The organism is Pseudomonas mandelii (assembly GCF_002251635.1).
Taxonomy (GTDB): domain Bacteria; phylum Pseudomonadota; class Gammaproteobacteria; order Pseudomonadales; family Pseudomonadaceae; genus Aquipseudomonas; species Aquipseudomonas mandelii_B.
The window spans coordinates 80,569-104,003 of sequence record NZ_NMOJ01000092.1 but is presented as its reverse complement, the minus strand read 5'-3'; the positions used below and the strand labels follow the sequence as shown (position 1 = coordinate 104,003).

The 23,435-nt window shown below is 58.2% G+C and carries 19 protein-coding genes and 3 pseudogenes; 11 read left to right on the top strand and 11 right to left on the bottom strand.

What is annotated here, in order from left to right:
* The first annotated feature begins 116 nt into the window (after nt 1–116).
* Nucleotides 117–485, top strand: coding sequence for a glyoxalase superfamily protein (locus tag B7L09_RS13570; protein WP_094469227.1), 369 nt, complete (start codon nt 117–119; stop codon nt 483–485).
* Nucleotides 486–605: 120 nt separating this feature from the next.
* Here the strand turns inward: B7L09_RS13570 and B7L09_RS32810 are convergent.
* Nucleotides 606–1,202, bottom strand: a pseudogene (locus B7L09_RS32810) (methyl-accepting chemotaxis protein); the annotation flags it as partial.
* A 309-nt stretch (nt 1,203–1,511) separates the two neighbouring features.
* Nucleotides 1,512–2,492, bottom strand: a pseudogene (locus tag B7L09_RS32805) (methyl-accepting chemotaxis protein); the annotation flags it as partial.
* Nucleotides 2,493–2,786: 294 nt separating this feature from the next.
* On the opposite strand from B7L09_RS32805, the gene pmrG reads away from it, so the two are divergent.
* Together pmrG and B7L09_RS13555 are read left to right on the top strand one after the other, a co-directional pair.
* Nucleotides 2,787–3,458, top strand: a complete 672-nt coding sequence (gene pmrG, locus B7L09_RS13560; protein ID WP_094469261.1) for a lipopolysaccharide core heptose(II)-phosphate phosphatase PmrG — start codon at nt 2,787–2,789, stop codon at nt 3,456–3,458.
* A gap of 26 nt (nt 3,459–3,484) precedes the next feature.
* Nucleotides 3,485–4,348, top strand: coding sequence for a phosphatase PAP2 family protein (locus B7L09_RS13555; RefSeq protein ID WP_094469225.1), 864 nt, complete (start codon nt 3,485–3,487; stop codon nt 4,346–4,348).
* On the opposite strand, the gene B7L09_RS13550 is transcribed toward B7L09_RS13555, so the two are convergent.
* The 4 genes and pseudogenes from B7L09_RS13550 to B7L09_RS13535 form a co-directional block, all read right to left on the bottom strand.
* Complete coding sequence (locus B7L09_RS13550; RefSeq protein WP_094469224.1) at nt 4,299–5,738, bottom strand: ArnT family glycosyltransferase; 1,440 nt, start codon at nt 5,736–5,738, stop codon at nt 4,299–4,301. The two genes, B7L09_RS13555 and B7L09_RS13550, sit on opposite strands and share 50 nt — an antisense overlap.
* A gap of 84 nt (nt 5,739–5,822) precedes the next feature.
* Nucleotides 5,823–6,410 (bottom strand): ribosomal protein S5-alanine N-acetyltransferase, encoded by a 588-nt coding sequence (gene rimJ, locus B7L09_RS13545; protein WP_094469223.1) that lies wholly within the window; start codon nt 6,408–6,410, stop codon nt 5,823–5,825.
* A 36-nt stretch (nt 6,411–6,446) separates the two neighbouring features.
* Nucleotides 6,447–6,734, bottom strand: a pseudogene (locus B7L09_RS13540) (RAD55 family ATPase); the annotation flags it as partial.
* A 252-nt stretch (nt 6,735–6,986) separates the two neighbouring features.
* The gene (locus tag B7L09_RS13535; protein ID WP_094469222.1) at nt 6,987–8,393 is read right to left on the bottom strand and encodes a DUF2252 domain-containing protein; all 1,407 of its coding nucleotides are present in this window, start codon (nt 8,391–8,393) and stop codon (nt 6,987–6,989) included.
* Nucleotides 8,394–8,533: 140 nt separating this feature from the next.
* Between B7L09_RS13535 and B7L09_RS13530 the strand changes: the two genes are divergently transcribed.
* From B7L09_RS13530 to B7L09_RS13510, 5 genes are all read left to right on the top strand, one after another.
* Nucleotides 8,534–9,463 (top strand): YeeE/YedE thiosulfate transporter family protein, encoded by a 930-nt coding sequence (locus B7L09_RS13530; protein WP_010463686.1) that lies wholly within the window; start codon nt 8,534–8,536, stop codon nt 9,461–9,463.
* A 58-nt stretch (nt 9,464–9,521) separates the two neighbouring features.
* Nucleotides 9,522–9,773, top strand: coding sequence for a helix-turn-helix domain-containing protein (locus tag B7L09_RS13525; protein ID WP_010463684.1), 252 nt, complete (start codon nt 9,522–9,524; stop codon nt 9,771–9,773).
* A complete protein-coding gene (locus B7L09_RS13520) occupies nt 9,770–10,936 on the top strand; it encodes a type II toxin-antitoxin system HipA family toxin (protein ID WP_094469221.1) in 1,167 nt (388 codons plus the stop codon). Before B7L09_RS13525 ends, B7L09_RS13520 begins: the two co-directional genes overlap by 4 nt.
* A gap of 62 nt (nt 10,937–10,998) precedes the next feature.
* Nucleotides 10,999–11,637, top strand: a complete 639-nt coding sequence (gene abiEi, locus B7L09_RS13515) for a type IV toxin-antitoxin system AbiEi family antitoxin (RefSeq protein ID WP_255141981.1) — start codon at nt 10,999–11,001, stop codon at nt 11,635–11,637.
* Entirely contained in the window at nt 11,624–12,526 is a 903-nt protein-coding gene (locus tag B7L09_RS13510) for a nucleotidyl transferase AbiEii/AbiGii toxin family protein (protein WP_094469219.1), read from the top strand. The genes abiEi and B7L09_RS13510 overlap by 14 nt, the downstream gene beginning before the upstream one ends.
* A gap of 51 nt (nt 12,527–12,577) precedes the next feature.
* On the opposite strand, the gene B7L09_RS13505 is transcribed toward B7L09_RS13510, so the two are convergent.
* The 5 genes from B7L09_RS13505 to B7L09_RS13485 all read right to left on the bottom strand — a co-directional run bounded on the left by B7L09_RS13505 (nt 12,578) and on the right by B7L09_RS13485 (nt 15,631).
* Entirely contained in the window at nt 12,578–12,832 is a 255-nt protein-coding gene (locus B7L09_RS13505) for a hypothetical protein (RefSeq protein WP_090175784.1), read from the bottom strand.
* Nucleotides 12,833–12,867: 35 nt separating this feature from the next.
* Nucleotides 12,868–13,251, bottom strand: coding sequence for a DUF6124 family protein (locus tag B7L09_RS13500; protein WP_094469218.1), 384 nt, complete (start codon nt 13,249–13,251; stop codon nt 12,868–12,870).
* 365 nt (nt 13,252–13,616) lie between these two features.
* The gene (locus tag B7L09_RS13495) at nt 13,617–13,811 is read right to left on the bottom strand and encodes a hypothetical protein (RefSeq protein ID WP_094469217.1); all 195 of its coding nucleotides are present in this window, start codon (nt 13,809–13,811) and stop codon (nt 13,617–13,619) included.
* A complete protein-coding gene (locus tag B7L09_RS13490; protein WP_010463672.1) occupies nt 13,808–14,533 on the bottom strand; it encodes a zeta toxin family protein in 726 nt (241 codons plus the stop codon). Before B7L09_RS13490 ends, B7L09_RS13495 begins: the two co-directional genes overlap by 4 nt.
* Nucleotides 14,534–14,707: 174 nt before the next feature.
* Nucleotides 14,708–15,631, bottom strand: a complete 924-nt coding sequence (locus B7L09_RS13485; RefSeq protein WP_094469216.1) for a hypothetical protein — start codon at nt 15,629–15,631, stop codon at nt 14,708–14,710.
* 415 nt (nt 15,632–16,046) lie between these two features.
* On the opposite strand from B7L09_RS13485, the gene B7L09_RS13480 reads away from it, so the two are divergent.
* The 3 genes from B7L09_RS13480 to B7L09_RS13470 all read left to right on the top strand — a co-directional run bounded on the left by B7L09_RS13480 (nt 16,047) and on the right by B7L09_RS13470 (nt 23,426).
* Complete coding sequence (locus B7L09_RS13480; protein ID WP_010463668.1) at nt 16,047–16,979, top strand: NAD-dependent epimerase/dehydratase family protein; 933 nt, start codon at nt 16,047–16,049, stop codon at nt 16,977–16,979.
* 62 nt (nt 16,980–17,041) lie between these two features.
* A complete protein-coding gene (locus tag B7L09_RS13475; protein WP_094469215.1) occupies nt 17,042–19,855 on the top strand; it encodes a bifunctional glycoside hydrolase/polysaccharide deacetylase family protein in 2,814 nt (937 codons plus the stop codon).
* Nucleotides 19,833–23,426: a tetratricopeptide repeat protein gene (locus B7L09_RS13470; protein ID WP_094469214.1), complete on the top strand. Its 3,594-nt coding sequence runs from the start codon at nt 19,833–19,835 to the stop codon at nt 23,424–23,426. The genes B7L09_RS13475 and B7L09_RS13470 overlap by 23 nt, the downstream gene beginning before the upstream one ends.
* Nucleotides 23,427–23,435: the final 9 nt, after the last annotated feature.

Genomic DNA, 23,435 nt, shown 5'->3' with positions numbered 1-23,435 from the left:
TCCGAGGAGTCCGTCACAGTGGTGGCATATTGCAATTAAAGAAAGCCATCACCAAGCCGAAGCGCTGACATCCAGCCCAACTTCAATGGGTGTCTTTTCAGTCAGGGAGCAACCCAATGAGCTTCGGCAAAACCACCCCGATCCTGCGGATTTTCGACGAGGCCAAGGCGTTGGAATTCTACGTCGAGTTCCTCGGGTTCAAGGTCGACTGGCAGCATCGTTTTGAGGCGAATTTCCCGCTGTACCTGCAAGTCTCCCGTGGCGAATGCGTGCTGCACCTGTCCGAACACCATGGCGATAGCACGCCGGGCTCGGCCCTGCGGATCGAGACCGACGAACTCGAGGTGTTCCAGCAGCAACTGCTGGCCAAGCAATACCCGTTTTCGCACCCACAGATCCAGGCCATGCCCTGGGGAAGCCAGGACATGACCATCAGTGATCCGTTCGGCAACCGGTTGGTGTTTACCAACGCGATCTGCCTGTAAAACAGCACGGCTTACGGGTTGGCGGCGCGTTGGTAGGGAAATGCAGCAATTGTCCTCGTAAAAAATGACGAAGCCCTTTATTTAAAGGGCTTCTGAGGGGGGATGGATAGCTGCGGTGCTTTAGACCCTGAAATGACTCACCATCATCTGCAACTGATTCCCCAACCGCGCCAGTTCAACACTGGATGCCGCGGTTTCGTCGCTGGCGGNGGCGGTCTGTTCNGACACGTCGCGCACGTTGANGATGCTGCGGCTGATCTCTTCGGCCACGGCGCTTTGTTGCTCGGCNGCGGCNGCAATCTGCTGGTTCATCGACTGGATGTTCGACACCGTACGGGTGATGTTTTCCAGCGATACGCCGGCCTTACGGGTCAGCTCGACGCTGCTGTCGGTGAGGCTGCGGCTGTTGTTCATCACAGTGGCCACTTGCTGGGTGCCGTTCTGCAAGCCGGCGACCAGGCCTTCGATTTCTTCGGTGGATTTTTGGGTACGCTGGGCCAGGCCGCGTACTTCGTCGGCAACCACGGCAAACCCACGACCGGCTTCACCGGCACGCGCCGCTTCAATCGCTGCGTTGAGCGCCAGCAGGTTGGTCTGCTCGGCTACGGCCTTGATCACGTCCATCACGCTGCCGATCTTGTTGCTCTCTTGTTGCAGGTGCGTCATGGCGTCGGTAGAGCGCGCCACTTCGGCGGCCAGGCGCTCGATCTGGGCGATGGCCTCGTTGACCACTTTATCGCCTTCGCGAGCCTCGCCGTCAGCGGCGGCTGCGGCCTGGGAGGCTTCCTCGGCGTTGCGCGCAACTTCTTGCACGGTAGCAGTCATTTCATGCATCGCTGTGGCGACTTGATCCGTCTCGATCTTCTGGCTGTTGACGCCGGCACTGGTCTGCTCGGTNACGGCGGACAGTTCTTCGGCGGCGCTGGCGATCTGGGTGACGCCGTCGCGGATGCCGCTGATCAATTCACGCAGGGTCACTCCCATGCGCGCGATGCCTTGCTGCAACACGCCGAGTTCGTCGCGGCGCGTCACTTTGACGTCCTGGGACAGGTCGCCGCTGGCGATGCGTTCGACCACGGCCAGGGTGTCGCGCAACGGGCGGGTGATCTGACGGGTGATGATGACCGCAGCAATGATGCCCACCAGCAANGCGAGCAACGTGCTGATCAACTGCAGACTGCGGGCCTGGGCGCTTTCGGCGTCGCGGCGATCAAGCTGAATGTCATACAGCTTGTCGCTCAGGGTCACGATCGCGGCGCCCTGGTCAGTCATTTCCTTGCGAGCCTGCACGGCATCGGTGTTGGCGGCTTTATAGGCGATCAACGCGTTGCGGTAGTTGCCAAGTGCGGTTTCCAGCTGACGCAGGGCGTCTTGCTGGGTCTCGGCGAAATGCACGTTCAGCGGTTTCAGGCTGGCAATCGCCGCATCCAGTTGGACGACGGCTTTTTGCTCGGTCTCGGCATTGGTGGTGGCGGTGTAGCCGCGCACTTCGTAGCGCGCCAGGATGAACGCTTCCTTGGCGGCGGTGACGGCCTGGAACTGTTCGAAACGCTGATCGCTCAAAGGCATTTGTTGTACGCGGGTGCTGATGACATCGATCAGCGTGCTGGCTGTTTCAGCATTGGCGCCCATGGTGTCGCGAGCGCTGTTGCCGGTGCGGTAGGCGCTGCGCATTTTGTTCAGCGACGTCTTGTAGGCGTCGATGTAAGTGCCTTGCTCTTTGAGCAGCTTGAGGTTTTCCGGGCTCTTGAACTTCGACAGCAGCGATTGTTGCTGAGCGGAAAAGGCGTCAAGGGTGGTCTGGACGTTCTGAGCGGCGGCTTCATCGCCGTTTGCCAGCATGTATTGCAGGCGCACGATACGCAGCTTGGTCAGGGAGGCGTTGAGCTGGGTGATGTCGCTCATCCAGTTGCTACGGTCGATCAGGCTGCCCAGGCTGGTCCAGCCGGTCAGNGCCAGTACCGAGGTCAGTGCCAGGACCAGGCCGAACCCCAGGCCCAGTTTCATGTTCACGCTGATGTTGCCGAACCAGCTATTCATCAAATTCCTCCAGGAACGTTGCGCTTTCGATCGTCGGTTGGCTGGAAGATTGTTGTTTTTTTAGGTGCCAGCAAGGGTGTGTAGCAGGTCTGTATCGGCAGCAATCGCGAGAGCTGAAAGGATTTTGTCGGACAGATCTGTAACAAGATTTCTGGGGCGCCTTAAGCTTTTTTTCACATGGGTTTCACCCGCTGCTGACGCGCGCGACTCTACCCTCGCGGCACCTAATGACAGTGATGCATGCCGGCGAGGCGGCTTGATGTGGAATTGAGACTGAGTCTGTTCGGGATAAAACGCTCAATTAAACTGGGCCGGTTGACCCGCTACCGAAACACGGCCGTGGTGCTGGCATCGGCGCTGCTGGTGATTCCATTGACAATCTGGCTGTTGCAGCCAGCCGCCATACCGGACTTGGCGCATGGCAATGTGGCGGGCGCACGAGCGTTGGCCGCCGACTGGGCCAAAGGCGATGTGATTGTGCTGGTGCGCCATGTCGAGCGCTGTGATCACTCGAAAGCCGCGTGCCTGAGCGGCAACGATGGCATTACCGATCGTTCGCGCAGCGTCGCGGTGAGCGTCGGTGCACGGTTTGAACAGATGGGGCTGGACAAGGCCGATATCTACAACAGTCCGATGATTCGTACGTCGCAGACGGCCAGTTACATGTTCAACAAAGTCGCGCTTGGCGAGGATTGGTTGGTCAGTTGCAAAGGCACGATGCTGCGTGATGCCTTGGCGCATAAAGTGGCGGGTCGCAACCTGATCTTGGTAACCCACAGCGAATGCATGGCGCAACTCGAGAAGGATCTCAATTTGTCCACTTCTACACTCGGCTACGGCGCTTCTCTGTTCATCTCCACCCAAACACCTCAAGCACCGCGTATGCTCGGTTTCATTGAAGCTTCCGACTGGCGCTCGGTGACCACCGAATGAGTTTTCCCTCTGGATCAGGACACACGATGCTGACTTCTTCCCGCAACCGCTTTTACTGGGCGAACTTCGGTATCCCGTTGGCCTGCGCGGCCGTGGTTTTCCTGATGTTCGACATGACCCGGATCGACATCGCCTTCAGTAATCTTCTGTTTGATCCGGTCGCCCAGATCTTCCCGCTCGACAAGGTTCACTTTTTTGAAAAGCTCACCCACAAGTGGGCGCGCATCATTCCGAACTGGACCGCCGAGATTGCCCTGATCGGCGCGGTGCTGTCGTTTGTCTGGCCGCTGATCGACATTTCAAAGCATCCGCGTCTCGGTGGTTTTCTGGAGCGGAGCAAAGCGGCGCCGGTGCTGCGATTTGCCTACGGACATCGTCGGGATTTCCTGTTCGTCGTCTTCGCGTTTGCCATTTGCACCGGTGTGATCCATTTCCTCAAGTCGCACACCAGCGTGTACTGCCCGATTGAAACGACCCTCTACGGTGGGAAGTTGCCTCATGTGGAGTGGTACAACAACTTCCAGTTGTTCAGGGAAGCCGGTGATGGCCGTTGCTGGCCGGGTGGCCATGCTTCCGGCGGCTTCACCATGCTCGCGCTGTACTTCGTGGCTCGCCGCTACCGCTGGCGCTACTCCAAAGCGCTGATGTACGGCGCGTTGCTGCTCGGTTTCGTCTATGGCACGACGCGGGTCCTGCAAGGCTGGCACTACATGTCCCACACCTTCTGGGCCGGGATCTTCGTGTGGCTGGCCTGTTTGCTGACAGCGTTGCCGTTTTACGGCCGAGCGCGACTGGAGATGCCGGTGCTGCAAAAGGCTGAAACGCCAGCCGCTGAGCCGCTTACTGATTTACAAAGTAATAAGCCTGACGCCCCACCTTCATGGTCTTGAGCACTTTCAATGGCGCGGCCGGTTCGGTTTCGCCGGACATGACCGCCACGTTGGCGGGTGAGTCCGCCAGAAACTCATGCAGTTGCGCCTCGGTGTCCAGGCCCTTGAGCACTTGCCGGGTGTAGAACACGCTGGCACCGCCCACCCGTTCGTTGGCCTGGAACAGAGCGATGTGTTGCCCGTTGGCCTGCATCGTCTGGATCTGTGCGGTCAACGGCAGGAACGACAGTTTGCGGTCCGCATGGGGCAGCGCCCATTGAGCGGCGGCCAGGTAGCTGCCAATCATCAACGCGATCACGCCAATGGCTGCGCCGCGCCGATGCCGTGCGATGTGCCCCAACAGGTTCGAGGCACCTTCGCGCATCTTCAGCCGCTCGAACAGAACGCCCGCATACTCCGCCGCAATCACCGCCGCCGCGGGCGTCATCGACATGAGATACACCGTGCGCTTGCTCGACGCCAACGTCAGCATCACAAACTGCGCCACGATCCACAGGGTGAAAAACAGCAAATAACGATTGGCCATCAGGCTTTTTCGAAAATGCCACAACCCCAGGTACACCAGAATATTCCACGGAAGAAACGCTTGGGGTAGCTTGGCCAGGTAGTAGTAGAACGGTTCGTAATGCCCGGCCTCGACGAAGGATCCACTGAAGCGCCCGACACTGTTGGTCAGCAGCACTTCCCCTACGGCCGGCGCGCCACCACGCTGATACAGCACCGCGAGCCAGATCATCAGCGGGATCAATCCAGCAAGCGTCAGTAAACCGGGGCGCAACCAGTCGGAGATTTTCAGACGCCTGTCCATCAAGGTCTCGGCCAGCAGATAGACGAAAATCACCACGCCCGGCATCGCCAGGCCCAGGACGCCTTTGCTCAATGTGGCGATAGCGATTCCCGAGGCGAACAGCAGCGCGTTGCCGGGCGCCGATTGTCGCTGCCCCTGAAAGAACGCCAGCAACGCCATGCTCACGCCGAGGGCGAGCAACGCGTCTTCACCGACGCCGCGGACATTGCTCCAATAACTGGCCATGGTTGCCAGAAAGATTCCCGCCGTCCAGGCAATCGCCCTGGGCCGGCCGAACCGCCGCAGCATCGTGTACAACAGCATCACGCTGAACAACCCGGCGAACGCCGAGGCCAGTCGCACCGCCCACGGCGTGCCGCCAAATGCACGGATGGCGCCGGCATCCAGCCACAAGCTCAAAGGTGGTTTTTCCAGAAACGGTTCGCCGAACAAACGGGGCGTCACCCAGTCGTTGTCCAGGTGCATCTGCATGGCGATCCCGGCAACCCGGGCCTCGGTGGACCCTTGAAGTTGATGATTGCCCAAGGCAAAGAAAAACAGCAGGGCAGCCAGTAGAAACAGTGAAATGGCGGGACGCGACATAGGCTTCTGGCTACCAAGCAGGTGGACCGGGAAGCCCGAGCATACGGGGCGAATGCTTAATGAAGTGTGAACGGCCGCGAAGTATTACGCGAGGCGCCTGGACCAGCGCTGTTCCGGGGTTTCAAAGCGATCGTTGATCAATGCGGTCAACACGTGATCCTGCCAGCGCCCGGCGATACTCAGGTAGGCCTTGGCGTAGCCTTCACGTTCAAATCCCAGGCGCTCCAGCAGCCGCGCGCTGCGTTCATTACCGGGGATGTAATTGGCCATGATCCGGTGCAGTTTCTGCTCATCGAACATGTAGCCGATGCCGGCTTCCAGTGCTTCCTGCATCAAGCCCTGGCCCTGACGGGATTCGTCGATGTGGTAACCGAGATAACACGCCTGAAACGCTCCGCGAGTGATGCCGCTGAAATTGCAGGCGCCGATCATCTGGCCGTTGTCCGGGTCCAGCAGCGCGAAATGCACCGCCAGGCCGGCCTCGAACGCGCTGGCTTGTACCTCAAGGCGCGGACGAATGTTTTCAGGGCTGTGGTAATCGGAGGGACGAATCGGCGACCACCGGGCAAGATGCCTTTGGTTGCGTCGGTAGAAATCGCTTTCCAGTGCCGCCTGTTCGGGGGCGAGCACCGCCAGCGTCAAGCGTTTGCAGGGCAGGGACAACAACGGCATAGGGCGCTCCGGTTCGGGGGGATCGTCGCGCAAGCATCACGTGGGCAACATTTCGCCGATCTGCAGGCCGTTATCATCGATGCTGTACAGGCGCAATTCGTCGGAGTGGGCGCTGGCCCGAACCTTGACCACCGCCATGATCCGCAACAAACGGCTCTCGACTTCGATATACCGCTGCACGATGATCGCGTCAGTCAGGAACGCCGTGCCGTAAGGGCTGAAACGCAGGTCGGTGTAGCGGTCTTCCANTTCNGAGGTCAGCAACACACTGACACCGATGCTGGTCAGTGCCGTGACCATGCGCGATAGCGATTCGCGAAAGTCTNCGGACATGGCTAACTGATATCTGATGGACAGAGATCGATGGTACACCCAATAAGCTTGCTGGACGTGATTTGCGACAGTTTAAGGGCGGGTATTGGATTACGGGCCGCAGCTAATCAATCAAAAGGCAAAAAAAAGCCCGCGGGAGGGCGGGCAAACCGTAGTTTCTTGAATGAGCGGGAGCACTGTACCGGTTGAGGGGAAGTGGTGGGGTGAAGAAAAGTTCATGTGTGGATGGACTGCGTTACCCGCTTAGGGCAAATGATCTGCCGCAAAGTCTGCCTCGGAGCGAGCTCGTAACTGGCCCTTGCGGCAGGCCTGCTGGAATCGCTCAAAGTCTTGCTCATTGTGCGTTGCATAACTTTTCGCATACTTGAACAGCGCGTCGGCCAGCGCATCGCTCTTGCCGATGTAACCGCTGATCTGCGCGGCCTGCCCGGACGATTTGGCATGTGCGCGGGCGAGGGCGCGACCACAGACGCGGCCATACGCGGCGAAGGTGTCCGCATCGAAAGTCTCGAGTTCGGCCGAGATTTTCATGTCGCGCAATTGCCGCACGTAGAAGTGTCGACCGCTGGGGCCGGTGGTCCAGCCGAGAAACAGGTCACTGGCTGCCTGCATCAATCGTTGACCCTCGACCACCCGCTGACCGTTATGCCGTATTTTTGATTTCGTCTTCACGTAATCGGCCAGCACCGAGCGCCGTGCTTCCTTGAATTGCAGGAACAGCGGGAATTCCTGATCGTCGGTCAGCAAGACCACCAGACAACGGGTGCCAACACTGCCGACGCCCACCACTTTGAACGCCATGTCCTGGACGTGAAAACGTGAATACAACGCCCGTCGGTCAGCCAGCAGCGTGCCGGGATACTCGCGCATGAAGGCGTCGTAGATAGGCCGCCAATCCGAGTGGCGTAGCCAGTCATCATCGGCATCCAGCAATGTGGTGTTTTTGTGCAGGTGGAAAATTTCCGGCAGGTCATCGCGAATGATCAGTCGACCATGGGCGTCACGTTCGCTGATTTTCGGCAACAGTTCGGCGTGGGAACGACCCTCGGCCTTTGCGATGGCGCGTTCGATATGCTCGAGCGTTTTTTTATTCGCCTGCTTACGCAAGTCGTCGTAATGGATGGACTCGTACCAGGTTTCCAGCGAGCTTTGTTCGGCGCACTCGAGCATGGTTTCCTGATACGCGCTGACCACTTCGCGGCAAACCGTTTCTTCGACGGTTTCGCCATGACGCAAATCGCGGGCGGCCACCACGATGCTCGCCACCAGCCGTTTAACATCCCACTCCCAAGGGCCGGGATGGACCTCGTCGAAGTCGTGGACGCCGAACAACAGATTGCGTTCGGGCGTGGCGAACCCGCCGAAATTCATCAGGTGGCAATCGCCGCAGATGGGCGAGGTCAGGCCCATGTTCGGCGTGGAAGACAGGTCGTGGGCCTGCAAAAGCGCGGTGCCGCGATAGAAGCTGAAGGGGGAGACGAGCATTCGGCCGTAGCGGAGTTCGACCAGGGACTTGATTCGGCCTTCGCTTGAGGCTTTGATCAGTGGGAGCGGGTCGCGGTTGGTTTTGCCCGTGGACGCTTGGGAATTACGGGGGCAATTCTTGCGGGCGTCCTTGCCTTGCTTCAAGCGGTCTTTGAGGGTGGTCATGGGGGCTCTTTTGGTGAGAGTGGGTCTTGTGGGGATTGAGTGTAGAAGGGCTGCGAGCATCCATCCCATGCTTTCAGTGTGCTTGACTCATGGAGGCAGAAATGATTTGCCATTCCATCGGACTCAACACAAGGAGGCCTGTGCTTTCCCTGCTGATTTCACTGCTGTTGGCCTTCCTTATCGGTTGGGTATCCCAGCGCATGGGCATGTGCCTGGTCAATGCCACCGGGTTGTTGCTCAGACGCCGGCCGACACTGTTTGTGTCGCTCATCTCTTGCGGTCTGTTCGGCCTGTTACTGGCACCGTTTTACCGGCTGTTTGGCATCAGTCAGCCGTTGTTCGTTCCTGACGTCGGCTACGTGTCGCTGGTCGGGGGCGGGTTGCTGTTCGGCATCGCCTCGGTGCTCAACGACGGTTGCAGCGTAGGCACCCTCACCAAACTCGCCAGCGGCAACCTCAGCAAAGCCTTCACGATTGTTGGCTGGGTGGTGGGGATCGTCCTCTGGTATCACCTGAACATGCTGACCGAACACAAAACCCTGCAAATGCCGACGATCTCCAGCCACCAATACTGGCTGACCATCGGCATCGTGCTGATGGCATTACTCTTCCTTATCCGCGTTCACGGCGACAAACACCTGGTGCTGTCCAGCATGCTCCTGGGCGCTTTGACCAGCGCCCTCTACACCTTCGAACCGCTGTGGACCCCGAGCGTGTTCTTTTACGACCTCTCGCAAATGTTCTGGGCCTCGGGCGACGGCTCACTGACCAGCCAGCGCGTCGCGGTGTTCGTCATGCTCATGGTGGGGATGCTCAGCTACACGTTGCATCGACGGACGTTCAGCTATCAGCGGTTTGAATGGCGGGCCGCGGGGAAGCATTTACTGGCGGGGGTGCTGATGGGGATTGGTGCGTCGATGATGCTGGGTGGAAATGATTCGCAGATTTTGCTGGTGTTTCCGACGATGACTTGGGTGGGCGCGGTGCCGTTGGGGGCGATTGTGGTGGGGATATTGGTGGGGATTGGGGTGAGGCGGGTGAGGGGGCGGATTCGTGAGACTAGAAGTTGAGTTGGCTTTAATGTGCCGTATACAATACATTTGTCTTTCAATGTTGCGGTAACGACACATGGATTACGCTCTGCTAATTTCCCGTCTCGGCAACCAAATACGCGAAAAGCGTATGAATCGTGGCCTGACGCAAGCTCAGCTTGCCGAGCTCGCAGGACTGACACGATACAAAATCATTGCCGTAGAGAAGGGGACCCTTTCTGTAGGAATGATCGCCTATGCGCGGATGCTGGCAGCGCTGGATTGCGAATTAGCGGTCATTCCGGCAGCTATGCCGACGCTTGAAGAGCTTGGGGGGCTGTTCGAATGAAAATGACTTCTCTTAAAGTCAGCACGCCAGAGGGGAGCAGCGGCAGCATCCTCACCAGTGCTGAGGATTTCCTGTTTCGCTATGACGAAGATGCATTGCCCCCCATGGCAATCAGTTTGTCGATGCCTGTACGCCCCGACGAGTTTCGCCGCCGAGACCTGCACCCGATTTTCCAGATGAACCTGCCGGAAGGTTATGTCCTGGAACAACTACGTAATCGCCTGGCTAAAACCGTCAACGTCGATCCGATGCTGTTGTTGGCACTGTCTGGTAGCAGTTCGCCAATCGGTCGGGTTCAGGTGCATTCCGAAACGGTCGATTCTTTGCTTGCCGGACAGCAGTTTCCCGGGGAAAGGCTCGATGAGATTCTGACGTGGGACGGTGCCGAAGATATCTTCGCTGACCTGCTCGATCGTTACATCCTGCGGGCGGGCATTTCGGGTGTTCAACCTAAAGTGTTAGTGCCTGAACAGCAGGAAACGGCCTTGCCGCGAGTCACCTCGAAAACCTCGGACTTGATCATCAAAAGTGGTCGAGAGGAGTTTCCAGGCCTGGCGATCAACGAGTTCCTTTGCATGTCCATTGCCAAGGAAGCAGGTATTCCCGTTCCGGAGTTTTTCCTGTCCGATAATGCACAGCTGTTTGTCATGCGGCGCTTTGACCGAGACGATCAGCAAAACCCGATCGGTTTCGAAGACATGGCTGCGTTGATGGGGCTTTCGGCCGATCAGAAATACAGCAAAAGTTACGCGGCAATCGCCAAGGCGGTACGGCTGTTCTGCCCCGCTAAACATCAGCGAACTTCCCTTGATCAACTGTTCGATAGCGTCGCATTGAGCTGCATCGTCGGAAACGGTGATGCTCACTTGAAGAATTTTGGCTTGCTCTACTCGGAACCTACGCAACGCGATGCGTGCCTGGCACCGGCTTACGACATCGTCAACACCACGGCCTATATCCCCGAGGATGTATTGGCGCTGGATCTGGCGGGTAACAAGTCTTTGTTCGCCTCCCGGCAAGGGTTGCTGGAGTTTGCACATACGTGTGAGATCGAACGGCCAAAGGAGCGTATTCAGAACTTGCTTACTGCACTCGAAGTGGTGCTTGAACGTTACCCGCAGCATCGGGAGCGAGCACCTCATGTTGTCAGTGCCATTCATTGAGTGTAGAAGGGCTGCGAGCATCCATCCCATGCTTTCAGTGTGCTTGACTCATGGAGGCAGAAATGATTTGCCATTCCATCGGACTCAACAGTAAGTTACATAAAGTGAAACCTTCTGTAGAGTCTTTGGCTATGCATCCACACTCAAAATCCACCCAGCCAATGGGACGGCTTCTTCAAAAACTGACCAGTTTGGCCAGCGAAGAACGCTATCTGTTCACTCCGGACGATCTCAGATCATTGGTGCCCGATATTTCCGAAGGTGCTTACAAAACCTTGTTGAGCCGCGCAGCTTCGGAAGGTCATCTGGCTCGGGTGTGCAGAGGGCTTTACCTGTTTGAAGCTGCCAAACCGTCCAGCGGATTGGTGCTGTTTCATGCCGCTGCAAGGCTACGAGCCAAGGAGTTCAACTACATCAGCCTTGAAACGGCATTGAGCGATAGCGGCGTTATTTCTCAGATCCCCATCAACTGGATCACGCTGATGTCTTCCGGTCGCAGCAGCACCATTTCATGCGGGCGCTGGGGCACCATCGAGTTCGTGCACACTCGCCAGAAACCTCAGGACCTGGTTGGCCTGGTTCACTATGACGCGCGTTGCCGCCTATGGCGGGCAACACCGCAACAAGCATTGCGGGACATGAAGGCCGCGAAACGAAATATGGATTTGATCGATTGGAGCGTCGCCAATGAGTTTGTTTGATGAACTGGTAGATGAAGCACTTAAAAACAAACAGGATCTGGCGCCATTGCGGGTCGTGGTGGAAAAGGAATTGCTGCACCACGACATCATGCTTGCACTGAGCTCTGCCGGCATGCTCGCCAAACTCACCTTCATCGGTGGAACCTGCTTGCGTGCCTGCTACGGCTCAAACCGCTTGAGCGAGGATCTGGATTTCACTGGTGGCGCTGACTTCAATCGGGAGAGTCTGACTGAGCTTGCTCACGTTCTTGTCTCAACGCTGAAAACCAAATATGGCCTTGAAGTTGAAGTCGGTGAGCCCGTTCGTGAGGAGGGGAATGTTGATACCTGGAAGCTGAAGGTTCAGACCCGACCCGGGCGCAAAGACCTTCCGGCGCAACGCATCAACATCGATGTGTGCTCCATTCCGAGTTATCAGCCACAACCCATGTTGCTGCTGAATCCGTATGGCGTCGACATGGGCACGAGTGGCCTTATTTTGCAGGCAGAAACGCGCGAAGAAATCTATGCCGACAAAATTGTGGCTTTTGCTCTGCGCCCTAACCGAATCAAGAACCGGGATCTCTGGGACATGGTCTGGCTACGTCAGCAAGGTGTAACGCCGCAGCTGGATTTGATTGGGAAGAAACTCAGCGATCATCGCTGCGGGGAGGATGAATTCTTGAAATTGTTCAAGGAGCGTTCAGAGCAGCTCGATGCAGATCCGAAAGTGGTGCTCGAATTCCGCAAGGAAATGAATCGGTTCCTGCCAGCAGACTTGGTCGCGCAAACCGTTAATGAGCCGGCGTTCTGGACGTTTTTGGTCGGGCATATACGTGAGTTGTATGTGACGACGGAGAAAGCGTTGGCCGGAATTGATAGCGCTCAGGGGTTTGGTTTCAAGATGTAAAGTCCAGTAGTCATAAAAAATGGGCGATCTCAGGGAGATCGCCCATTTTTTTTATGCCGAAACTTGAGCCTGCAATCGACGGCCGACCACATCCATCAAATCGCAGCCATCGCGCAGCGAAGTCACCAACACTCGCGCCAATTCACTGTGAACACCTTCGCTCACAGCAAAACTCTCCAGCAATTGAGTCGCCGTGCGGATGCGGTAAGCCGCAGTTTCGTGCAATACGTCCAGCGGTGCTTCAGTGTCGATCAGCAGCGACGCGATGGTGCAGTCGATGCCGGTGACAGGCATGTATCGATCCATGACAAAACCTCCATTTGATAAAAGAGCGCGACCACTCAGTGGTGGCTGACGGACGAAACTTCCGACACGCCATCGGGCGGGTCGAGATTGTCCAGCGCTCGGTTTACCAACAGTTCGCCCAGCACCGCCAACTGCTGAATCGCCAGTGCCACGTTACGGCGCGAGCCTTCGAGGTCGCAGGCCAGGTCGGTGGTCATGACGTTGAGTGAGGCGAGGGTTTCGCAGGCGTGAGCGAGCAGGGTTGGCGTGTCGACGTCGGGGAGGAGGGTGAAAACGTGGCTGATGGGATCGGGGTGGTTCGGGTTGCGCAGGCGGGCGCTGATGATGCGTTCGGTGGTTTCGGAGAGTTGGCTTAAATCGGGTGCGTCTGCTTCTGAAAGTGCCGCAGATTCGGGCGGATTTGGGGTGATCTTTTTCATGATGGAGCTCCTTGCGTTGGTGGGAGCTGCCAGTCCCCTGCTGTCAAACAGGATTGGGTGGCGGCTGTACGCGGGTTGACAGACCGGAAACGCAAGCATCCAGTGCACCCGAAAGTGCCCCACGCACAGCCACCAGAACGGAACTGCACACGTGAAAGGATGCCGTTTTATCCGGAGGAGTGAAAGCTTGCGGTTCTTCAGCCTGTCAAAGCCGATCGCTGATTTGCAGCGACACCTGAAGGCTATCGACGCAGAACCGCTTCCGCCAGTTCATGAAAGCCGATACGAGTTGCGGGAAGTTTCCTAGGACGAGTACTACGTTCTTACAAAATAAGTAACTGTTCAGGGCTGTAACGATTTTGGTGTTATGCCTGAGCTGGTTTCCTCAATACTCCACCTCGTTTGGCTTCAGCTTCCATCATCACGAGGTTTTGCTGCTTGGTAGCCTCCGTCAGCACTTCACTGTAGACACGCTTTTTCTGCTCCGACTTGGCGTTACGAATAAAGTCGGCAAAGGGGCTCTTGGTGCCCTTAGTAAAACCTAGCTTGATCGATATCATGAATGTGCTCCTGATCCTAACCCGAGCTGAGCCATTAAATCGGCTCGCGTGTGTCGCTCAGGGATATGGTAGTCAATTTTATCGACCCCAGCTTTGTAGAGACGTCCCGAATTGTCGATGTGCTTGAGCAGCAAATCCACGTGAACGTTTCCGCCGTACTCTAGCTTAAGAGCATTTACCACGTCACGTGCGGCGAAATATTGATCGACGAAATGCTCTGGCCGAATTCTTCTGCCTTCGGCTTCTTCACGGGCTTTGATGAACTCCCATGCCAAGAGCGGATTTTGGTAGACGTAAAGGATTTGCACGAATCTACCCCTTCCAAGGGATCGCTCCACATTCCTTCTCGCCACATCAATATTAGAAAGTGTTCCATCCAGTACAAAAGACTGTCTCTGATCGAAAGCACAATCTAGAATTTTTTCGACCAAAATCGACACTCCGCTTTGGAAAACCCAGGCGTTTCCTCCCGCATAGTCAGTAAATTCGCTACGTAGCTCATCAGGGTCAATTCTAAGGATTGCTGTATCAGCAAATAGATTCACTAAGGCAATTGATGCCTCTGTCTTCCCTGCTCCTGGTGAGCCAGCCATAAATACTGACACGGGATCTTGCTCCGGAGGGTACAACAATTTGTCGGTCCGGCGCCTAGCTATGGCTTTCTTATTCGATCGCGCAAAATAGATAGCTTCGTCTCGCATGAGCTGTTCAGCAGGAGTCATTTGTTCATTCCTGTGCTAAGCAAAATGTCAGGGGGAACAGAAAACGACGACGAATCTGTTTGGACGAAAGAATAACGATTTGCTTGCAAAGCTCCAGACGAGTACTACGTTCTTACAAAATAAGTAACTGTTCAGGGCTGTAACGATTTTGGTGTTATGCCTGAGCTGGTTTCCTCAATACTCCGTAACCCCATCCCCCCGCAAAACCCACCCAGCCTCCCCAGCCATCAACCGATACCGAACCTCGCGCATCTTCCCCGTCCTCCCGGCCCCGGCGTCCGCACTCTCATAAACCGGAAAGCGCCGCACCAGCACATTTTCCACCACCGCAAACTCATCCTCGCCCTGATAGCCCTCGGCTGCTTTTACGTCCTCACTCACCGGCGGAAGATAAATCTCGCTGAGCGATTTTTTGCGATTCGCTGAATACGCCACGAGCTCACCCGGCAACCCGCGTCCCGGTGATCGGGCAAAGACGTAAAGCTCTGGCGAGCCATCCCGATCAAGGTCCGCCACCTCGGCCCGGACGACGTTTCCCGTCAATGGCCGTGTGATGTCTGAATTATCAGTCTCCAGCCCTTGAGGCGAAATGCGCAGCACGCGGTGGTCATCGATCCCCTCCGTCGTTACATGAAACCGGATGCCCTGCAATTCCAGGGTTTGGTCAAACGGACGAGTGCTGTCCGAGGTATCAGCGGGGCTGAGGTTCAATGAAAGGCTGTAGTTCGCCACTTCATTGCGCCGGGCGGCGTTGCGCATGAGGTACACCTGAACCGTGTATTCGCCGTCGGTGGGTAACGGCCCCATGAAATGGTTGCCCATGATCGAGCCGTTGAACAGCGCGTAGTCTGCGCCTTTGGCGGTGATGTTGAAGTAAGCCGATGCATTGGAGGGCTTGAGGTCGACTGTCAGTATTTGACCTGCCTTTGCACTCACTCGGTATTGAGCGGTGAGCGGGCCCTGGATGGACTGTTTGATCTCGACGGCATTGGTGCCTTTATCGAAAACGACTCGTTCGGCCTGGGGCGCAACTTCGGTGGCGGCCTGTACAGACATAGAAAACATCGCCGTCAAGATGGCTACGATACTGACGTTCATTTCATCCTCCCGAAAGATAGGAGCGAATTACTTTGGTGTGATACTGACCCAATGACTGCCAGGCAGCATGTATTGGTCTCCAACGATGATTTTCCGGATCCTGTCGATGAGCCATTGCGGCGGGGCAAAGCTCGGCTGGACGTCGACGAAAAGGAGGGGTTAATGCATGGCCGCGAGTTCCGGTCTAGACGTAGTTTGAGGGCCTGCAGTGGCAATTGTATGACAGCCTGTAACTAATAAATGCCGTCAAATAAGTGGCGTTTTTAGTGGCAAATTACCGCTCAGCGATAAGTCAGACAAAGTATTGACAGTGCCAATCCGATCTCCCATTATCAGCCGCGTTTTGATGGCCTTGCGCCATTGAATCGGCGGACTTAACCACTCGTATCCGCTCTAATGTTCAGGGAGAGATTTCATGTTTGTTGAGCGAATACTGGTGACTGGCGGTGCAGGGTTTATCGGCTCGCACCTCGTAGAAGCGTTGCTTGGCAAAGGCTACAAGGTTCGCGTGCTGGATAATTTGTCGACCGGCAAGGTCAGCAATCTGCCGATGGACAATGCGAATCTGAACCTCGTCATCGGTGATGTCGCGGACGGCGCCGTAGTGGCACAAGCCATGCGCGATTGCGGTGCTGTCGTTCACCTGGCCGCGGTGGCCTCGGTGCAAGCGTCGGTGGATGACCCGGTCAGCACCCATCAAAGCAACTTCGTCGGCACCCTCAATGTGTGCGAAAGCATGGTGAAGGCCGGGATCAAGCGCGTGGTATTCGCTTCCAGCGCGGCCATCTACGGCAACAACGGCGAAGGCACAGCGATTCACGAAGACACGCCAAAATCCCCGCTCACGCCGTACGCCAGCGACAAACTGGCCAGCGAGCAATACCTCGATTTCTATCGCCGCGAACATGGCCTGGAACCGATGATCTTTCGGTTCTTCAACATCTTCGGCCCGCGTCAGGATCCGTCATCGCCGTACTCCGGCGTGATCAGCATCTTTACCAAGCTGGCCTTGGCCGAGCAGTCGGTGGCGATTTTCGGTGACGGTTCGCAGACCCGCGACTTCGTCTATGTCCAGGACCTGGTGAGCATTCTGGTGCAGTCCCTGGAAGTCAGTGAGCCGAGCCCCGGCGCGGTGAACGTTGGCTTGAGTCGTTCCACCAGCCTCAACGATCTGATCGCCGAATTGGGCACCGTCACCGGCAGCCCGTTGAAGGTGATTCATCACGCGCCACGTCAAGGCGACATTCGCCATTCGCGCGCCAACAACAGTCGCCTGCTGGAGCGTTTCAAGCTCCCGGAACCGACCGCCATCGGCAAGGGGCTGTCGCAGCTTATTCGCAGCCTGTAACCCGGCCGGTTCTACTGTCCGACATCCAAGCAGTATCGGTTCAGTCCATTCAAGAGTGAGTTATGGAAATCGTTTTTCGCAGGACGCGTGTCCGCGCGGCCGCTAATCGGCTGCTCGCCGCTTTAGCGTTGTTCGTGAGCGGGCCCACCGTCCAGGCCGCAGCATTACCGCAACCCGCCAGCGTGGTTTTCTGGTATGCCGATCAACCGCCCATTTCCGAGTTGGCTCAGTTCGACTGGTCGGTGGTCGAGCCAGGGCATATGACCGCGGGCGACGTCAAAACCCTGCGTAAATTGGGCAGCCAGCCGTTCGCCTACCTGTCGGTGGGCGAGTTCAATGGCGGCAAGGCGGAGCTCGACAAAGCCTCCCTCACCGGGGCGGTCAGCCCGGTGCGTAATGGCGCGTGGGACAGCCAGGTCATGGACCTCGCGGCGCCCGCCTGGCGTGAACATTTGTTCGGCCGAGCCAAGGCATTGCAGGCCGACGGCTACGCCGGGTTGTTCCTCGATACCCTCGATAGCTTCCAGTTGCTGCCGGAGTCGGCGCGAGAAAAACAGCGTCTGGCCCTCGCCGGTTTCCTGCGGGAATTGCATCAGCGTCAGCCGAACCTGAAGCTGTTTTTCAACCGTGGCTTCGAAGTGTTGCCCGACCTCGATGGCGTGGCCGCCGCGGTGGCGATCGAATCGATTCATGCCGGTTGGGACGCTTCCGCCAAGCGTTATCGCCCGGTGCCTGAAGCCGACCGCGAATGGCTGGAAACCCAGATCCAACCGTTGCGTGCCAAAGGCATTCCGCTGGTAGCCATCGACTACTTGCCGCCGGAGCGTCGCGATGAAGCGCGCAAACTGGCCAAGCGTCTGCGCGAAGAGGGCTTCATTCCTTACATCGGCACGCCTGAGCTGGACTCGATGGGCATCAGCAGCATCGAAATCCAGCCGCGCCGAATCGCGCTGCTTTACGACCCGCGCGAAGGTGATCTGGTGCGCAACGCCGGGCACACCTTGCTCGGCGGTTTGCTTGAATACCTCGGCTACCGGGTCGATTACCTGCCGGTCGACGGCTCGCTGCCGGAGCACCGTTTCAGCGGTTTGTACGCCGGGATCGTGACCTGGATGACCAGCGGCCCGCCGCAGGACGCATCGGCTTTCAATAGCTGGATCGGCAAACGTCTGGACGAACAGGTGCCGGTGGTGTTCTTTTCCGGCCTGCCGATTCAAGACCCGCTGCTGCTCAAGCGCCTGGGCCTGAATCGTTCGGCGCCGATTGGCACGCAGGCCTTGACCATCACCTATCAGGACAAGGCGCTGATCGGCGCTTTCGAAGCGCCGGTGCAGCCCCGATCCCGTGACCTGACCGCGATCTCCCTGCTGCCCAAAGGTCCCAAAGCCGCATTGCTGCTGACCGCTGCCGACGGCCAGACATTCGCTCCGGTGGCGACGGCCGAGTGGGGCGGCGTCGCCCTTGCGCCGTACATTCTCGAAACGAACAACGAGCGCAGCCGCTGGATTCTCGACCCGTTCGCTTTCCTCCAGGCCAGTTTGCGCCTGCCGGTTCAGCCACGCCCCGACACCACCACCGAGAACGGCCGTCGCATCGCCACCGTGCACATCGACGGCGATGGTTTCCCGTCGCGCGCCGAAGTGCGCGGCACGCCGTATGCCGGCAAGCAGGTGCTCGACGATTTCATTCGGCCCAATCCATTCCTGACTTCGGTATCGATTGTCGAAGGCGAGATTTCACCGCGCGGCATGTTCCCGTTCCTGGCCCGCGAACTGGAACCCATTGCCCGTGAGTTGTTTGCCAACCCGAAAGTCGAAGTCGCCACCCATACCTTTAGCCATCCGTTTTTCATGCAGCCGGAACTGGCGCAGAAACGTGAGAATTTCAACCCGGAATACGGCTTGAAAATGGCCATCCCGGGCTACGACAAAATAGATTTCCGTCGCGAAATTTTTGGCTCGCGCGACTACATCAACCAGCATCTCACCACCCCGGAAAAACCGGTGAAGCTGATCTTCTGGCCAGGCGATGCCTTGCCCTCGGCAGAGACCCTGAAGCTGGCCTACGACGCGGGTCTGAAAAACGTCAACGGCGCCGAGACCATGCTGACCAAGGCCAATCCGTCACTGACCGGCCTCAATCCATTACTGCGCCCCACCGAAGGCGGCTTGCAGTACTACGCGCCAATCATCAACGAGAACCTCTACACCAACCTGTGGAAGGGGCCGTATTACGGCTTCCGCGATGTGATCGACACCTTCGAACTCACCGACAGCCCACGGCGCTTGCGCGGTCTGCACCTGTATTACCACTTCTATTCGAGCACCAAGCAGGCCTCGATCAAGGCGATGAACGAGATCTACGGCTACATGAAGGACCAGCAACCGATGTCGCTGTGGATGAGCGACTACCTCGATCGCGTGCACGGTTTGTATCAAGCCAGTCTGGCGCGCACCGCCGAGGGCGACTGGCAGGTTCGCGGCATGGACGCGCTGCGCACCCTTCGACTCGACCCGCAAATGGGCTGGCCGGATCTGCTGCGCTCGCAAGGTGTCGCCGGCGTTCGCGACTTGCCGCAAGGCCGGTATGTGGCGCTGAGCAGCGACCAGGCGTTGCTGGTGTTGCGTCCCGATCGGGATGAACGGCCGGCGCTGGAGGAGGCCAACCTGCCGTTGCTGGACTGGAAATATGTGGATGAAAAACACGTGAGTTTTTCGTTTGCCGGACAGGTCGACCTGACCTTCTCCGTGCGCTCGGCGAGCAGTTGCCGGGTGGAAGTGGATGGGCAAACTTTTGCAGGCAAGGCATCCGCCGGCCTGTGGACTTTTCAATTACCAATGAAGCAGGTGAGTCATGGTCAGCTCTACTGCATCTAACTCCTCGGCAACTAAAAGCAGCCGCCTGCTCAATCCCTGGGCATTGGCGGTGGTGGCGGTGGCCGTGGGCGGCCTGTTGTGGCTGACGTTCCAGCGCGAAGAAGTGTTCCAGCCGGACGGCCGTGAGCCGGATGCGGTCTCGGCCAATTACGCCGAATTGCTGCTGGCCGCGCACCCGGATGACGATCACCTGCGCTTGCAACTGGTCGATCTGTTGATTCGTCTCGGCGACTACCCGAAGGCGCGTCAGCACCTTGAGAACTGGCCGAAACCGGTCGTCGAGTTGCAGGCCTATTACCGGCTGGAACTCGACGCATTGGAGGCGGCGAAAGCCGATGATCCGATCGCGCAGAAAGCCTTGATCGAACGCCTGCAAAGCTTCGACCACCGTTTGTTGCCGCTGCCGCAATTGCACAACCTGGCCAAGCTGGCGTTGACGCTACAAGCGCCGGCCTTCGCTGCCAGCGTCTACGAAGAAATCGCCGATCGCGACCCGGCACAGCGCATCGCTTCGCTCAAGTCCGCCGCGCAGTGGTACCTGGCCGGCGAGCAACCTGGCCGCGCCGCCGACATTTATCTGCTGCTCAAACAAGACAGCCAACAAGCGTCCGAGCGTCGCGAATACGCGCAACTGGCGTTCAACAGTCTGTTGGCCGCCGGTCGCGGTGAACAGGCTGCGCGCGTACTGGCCGATGAACTGGATTTACTCAAGGATCCGCAAACCGATTCGGCGTGGCTGGAACAGGGCGTTGACGTTGCCGTTGGCAGCAAGCGCTTTGATCTGGCCCAGCGCTTTCTGGATCAGTGGCGCGTGTTGCAGCCGGACAACCCACAAATCCTGCGCAAGGAATTCAGCATGCGCCTGGCCCTCGGCGATTTGGCCGGTGCGTGGGACAGTGGTCAGCAGCTGGTGGCTGAACACCCGGATGACTTGGCGTTGCTCGAACAAATGGGGCATCTGGGCGAATGGCGTGGTGACAGTCAGGCTGCACTCGGCTACTGGATTCGCCTGCTGAAACTGCGCGAAGACCCGCAAACCCGTGAACACGCCTGGCGTCTGGCGAGCCAGCAGTACGACTTTGACCATGCGATTCCCTTGCTCGCCGAGATCATGGAACAGCGTGCGCTGACCGACGTTGAACTCGATGCGTTGATCTACGCTCACGAATCACGTGGCACTCCGACCCAAGCCGAAGCCTGGTTGCACGCTTACTTGCGCAAGTACCCGGCGCATCGTTTGGCCTGGACACGTCTGGTGCAAAACCTCGAAAACACCGGGCAGTTCGCGCAGAAAACCGAGGTCTACCAGCGCTACTCGAAACGCTTCACGCTGACCACGACCGAGCGCATCGACTGGGCTAACACCGACCTGAAGCTGTTTGATAATCAGGCGGCGTGGGACGTATTGCAGGTTGATAACCGCAAGATCACCGATGCGGGTTACTGGCGCTTGCGCGCTGCGCTGGCCTGGGATCTGGAGCTCGATGACGAGCTACAGGTTTCCCTGGAACGACTGCTCGCGCTCAAAGGTTCGCTCAACAGCGGCGACGAGAGTCAGCTGATCACGATGTACCGCACCAGCGACCCGAAGCGCGCCCTGACCATGATGATCGGCAGCTGGAAGCGCACCCGGGATCCGCAGCGTCTGGTTGAATCGTTGCAGCAAGCCCAGGAATTGCAGGACTGGCCGCAAGTGGTCGCGCTGCTCAAAGACGCCGAGCAATACCCGGACGCCAACGAGCAAGCACAAGTGCTGGCGATTCGCGGTGCCTTGGCGGTGCAGCAGGGCAATATCGACGAGGCGCAGCGTTTGTACCTGTTGGGCCTGTCGCGTTTCCCGGACGACAACCTGTTCCGCGAGCGCCTGATGTGGCTGTACGTCGATCAAGGCAACACCGCCGCGCTCAAGCCCTTGCTGACTGAATGGAAACCCCAGGCGCGTCAGGACCGAATCCTCTGGCTGCCGTTCGCCAGTGCCAGCCAGATGCTCGGGCGTGATGCCGAAGCGTTGGCCTGGTATCGGATGTACCTCAAGACCAGTCCGCAGGATTGGCTGGTGCGTGCGGCCTACGCCGATGCCCTCGAAAGCGCTGGTTATCAGGACGCGGCGCAACGCTTGCGCTTGAAGCTGCTACGCAGCCCAGAAGGCGAAAACATTCAGCCATCGTCCCAGCGTTATGCGATCTGGTTGCGCTTGATGGCCAGCAGTTATTCGCCGGCCAAGGCACAGCAGGAAGTGGCGAAGTGGAAAGACGGCTCGCCGGCGATGCTGCAATTGTGGTTCGAGCGGTTGATGGCGCGTCTCGACGCGACGAATCAGGAGTCGCAGAAAGACCAGTGGCTGGAGTGGGCGCGGAGCCAGGGCTTGAAAGTCCAGCGTTACGAAGAAATCCAGCAAGCCTTGCGCAGCCGTAACAAGGCGCAAGTCGAAACGCTGTTGGCCAGTAGCGACCTCAACCCGGCGCAACGCGCTCAGGCCTTGAGTCGTCTCGGCCGCTTCGACGAAGCCCTCGACCTCAGCCAGTCCGCACTGGGTGACGATCAGCCAGCCGCCGTGCGCGAACAGTTGCGCCGTCAGGCTGTCGAGTTGCAGGAAATGACGCCGCAGGGCGCGCAGCTGTCCTGGCATCAACAGGATTTCGGTGGCCTGGAATTCAACGCTCCGCGCCTGCAAATCGCGCACAACCTTGGCGCTCAGTGGTACGCCAATCTTGAGCTGGAAAATGGCACCTACAACAGCGATCAGCTGATCGAATCGCGCATGGGCGATGAGCGCAACGCTGCGCTGACCCTGCAACGTTCGGTGGAGGACGGCGGCTACAAACTGTTCGCCGACACCAGCCAGCGCAAGGACGACGACCGGAATGGCCTGGGCCTGTCCCGGACCTGGCAGTTGAGCGCCAGTGACCAGATCGAGACCGGTCTGGACTGGCATCGCAAAAGCGAAGACAGCGGCCTGATGCGCGCTTTCGGCCAGCACGACAGTGTGTGGGCCGGCGGTCGTCACGGGCTCTCGGCGCGGGATCAGATCAGCTGGGAAGTGGCGCAGAAATCGTTCTCGACGCGTGCGGGCGATTCCCTGGGCAACGGCCAGGCGTTGAAGATGGAATACAACCACACGCTGGAATTCGCCGGACCTAACTGGACCGTGCGCAGCGGTGTCGATTATCAGCACAACAACGTCAAGGACCGCACGCTGGACTACCTGTCCAGCGCCAACGGCGGTCCGGTGAAAAGCGTTGACGACTCGGACGACCCTGCGGTCGTGACGGCCAACGATCTGCTGCAAAGCCGTTACGGCCAACTGTATGTCGGCAGCTCATGGCGTCGCGGTGTGCCGGGCGCCCTGGTGCGCACTCGCCCGCAATACACCTGGCTGGTGGACGTGACGGCGGGCTGGCAATGGCTGGATCAAACCTTCAACTACGGCATCAACACCGGGATCGGCGTCGAAGTGCTGGGCGGTGACGAATTGGCCCTCACCGTCGGCTACCAATCCGCGCCACAAGGCGGGGACGGTCAGGCGGGCGGAACACTGGGTGTGAGCTACGGCGTGCGATTCGGACGCTGATCATGAAAT

Bases quoted from the DNA above. Each gene is read 5' to 3' on its own strand.
- B7L09_RS13570 (WP_094469227.1), top strand. From the start codon at position 117: ATGAGCTTCGGCAAAACCACCCCGATCCTGCGGATTTTCGACGAGGCC.
- B7L09_RS13555 (WP_094469225.1), top strand. From the start codon at position 3,485: ATGCTGACTTCTTCCCGCAACCGCTTTTACTGGGCGAACTTCGGTATC.
- B7L09_RS13550 (WP_094469224.1), bottom strand. From the start codon at position 5,738: ATGTCGCGTCCCGCCATTTCACTGTTTCTACTGGCTGCCCTGCTGTTT.
- rimJ (WP_094469223.1), bottom strand. From the start codon at position 6,410: ATGCCGTTGTTGTCCCTGCCCTGCAAACGCTTGACGCTGGCGGTGCTC.
- B7L09_RS13535 (WP_094469222.1), bottom strand. From the start codon at position 8,393: ATGACCACCCTCAAAGACCGCTTGAAGCAAGGCAAGGACGCCCGCAAG.
- B7L09_RS13525 (WP_010463684.1), top strand. From the start codon at position 9,522: ATGGATTACGCTCTGCTAATTTCCCGTCTCGGCAACCAAATACGCGAA.
- B7L09_RS13520 (WP_094469221.1), top strand. From the start codon at position 9,770: ATGAAAATGACTTCTCTTAAAGTCAGCACGCCAGAGGGGAGCAGCGGC.
- abiEi (WP_255141981.1), top strand. From the start codon at position 10,999: ATGATTTGCCATTCCATCGGACTCAACAGTAAGTTACATAAAGTGAAA.
- B7L09_RS13510 (WP_094469219.1), top strand. From the start codon at position 11,624: ATGAGTTTGTTTGATGAACTGGTAGATGAAGCACTTAAAAACAAACAG.
- B7L09_RS13505 (WP_090175784.1), bottom strand. From the start codon at position 12,832: ATGGATCGATACATGCCTGTCACCGGCATCGACTGCACCATCGCGTCG.
- B7L09_RS13500 (WP_094469218.1), bottom strand. From the start codon at position 13,251: ATGAAAAAGATCACCCCAAATCCGCCCGAATCTGCGGCACTTTCAGAA.
- B7L09_RS13495 (WP_094469217.1), bottom strand. From the start codon at position 13,811: ATGATATCGATCAAGCTAGGTTTTACTAAGGGCACCAAGAGCCCCTTT.
- B7L09_RS13490 (WP_010463672.1), bottom strand. From the start codon at position 14,533: ATGACTCCTGCTGAACAGCTCATGCGAGACGAAGCTATCTATTTTGCG.
- B7L09_RS13485 (WP_094469216.1), bottom strand. From the start codon at position 15,631: ATGAACGTCAGTATCGTAGCCATCTTGACGGCGATGTTTTCTATGTCT.
- B7L09_RS13480 (WP_010463668.1), top strand. From the start codon at position 16,047: ATGTTTGTTGAGCGAATACTGGTGACTGGCGGTGCAGGGTTTATCGGC.
- B7L09_RS13475 (WP_094469215.1), top strand. From the start codon at position 17,042: ATGGAAATCGTTTTTCGCAGGACGCGTGTCCGCGCGGCCGCTAATCGG.
- B7L09_RS13470 (WP_094469214.1), top strand. From the start codon at position 19,833: ATGGTCAGCTCTACTGCATCTAACTCCTCGGCAACTAAAAGCAGCCGC.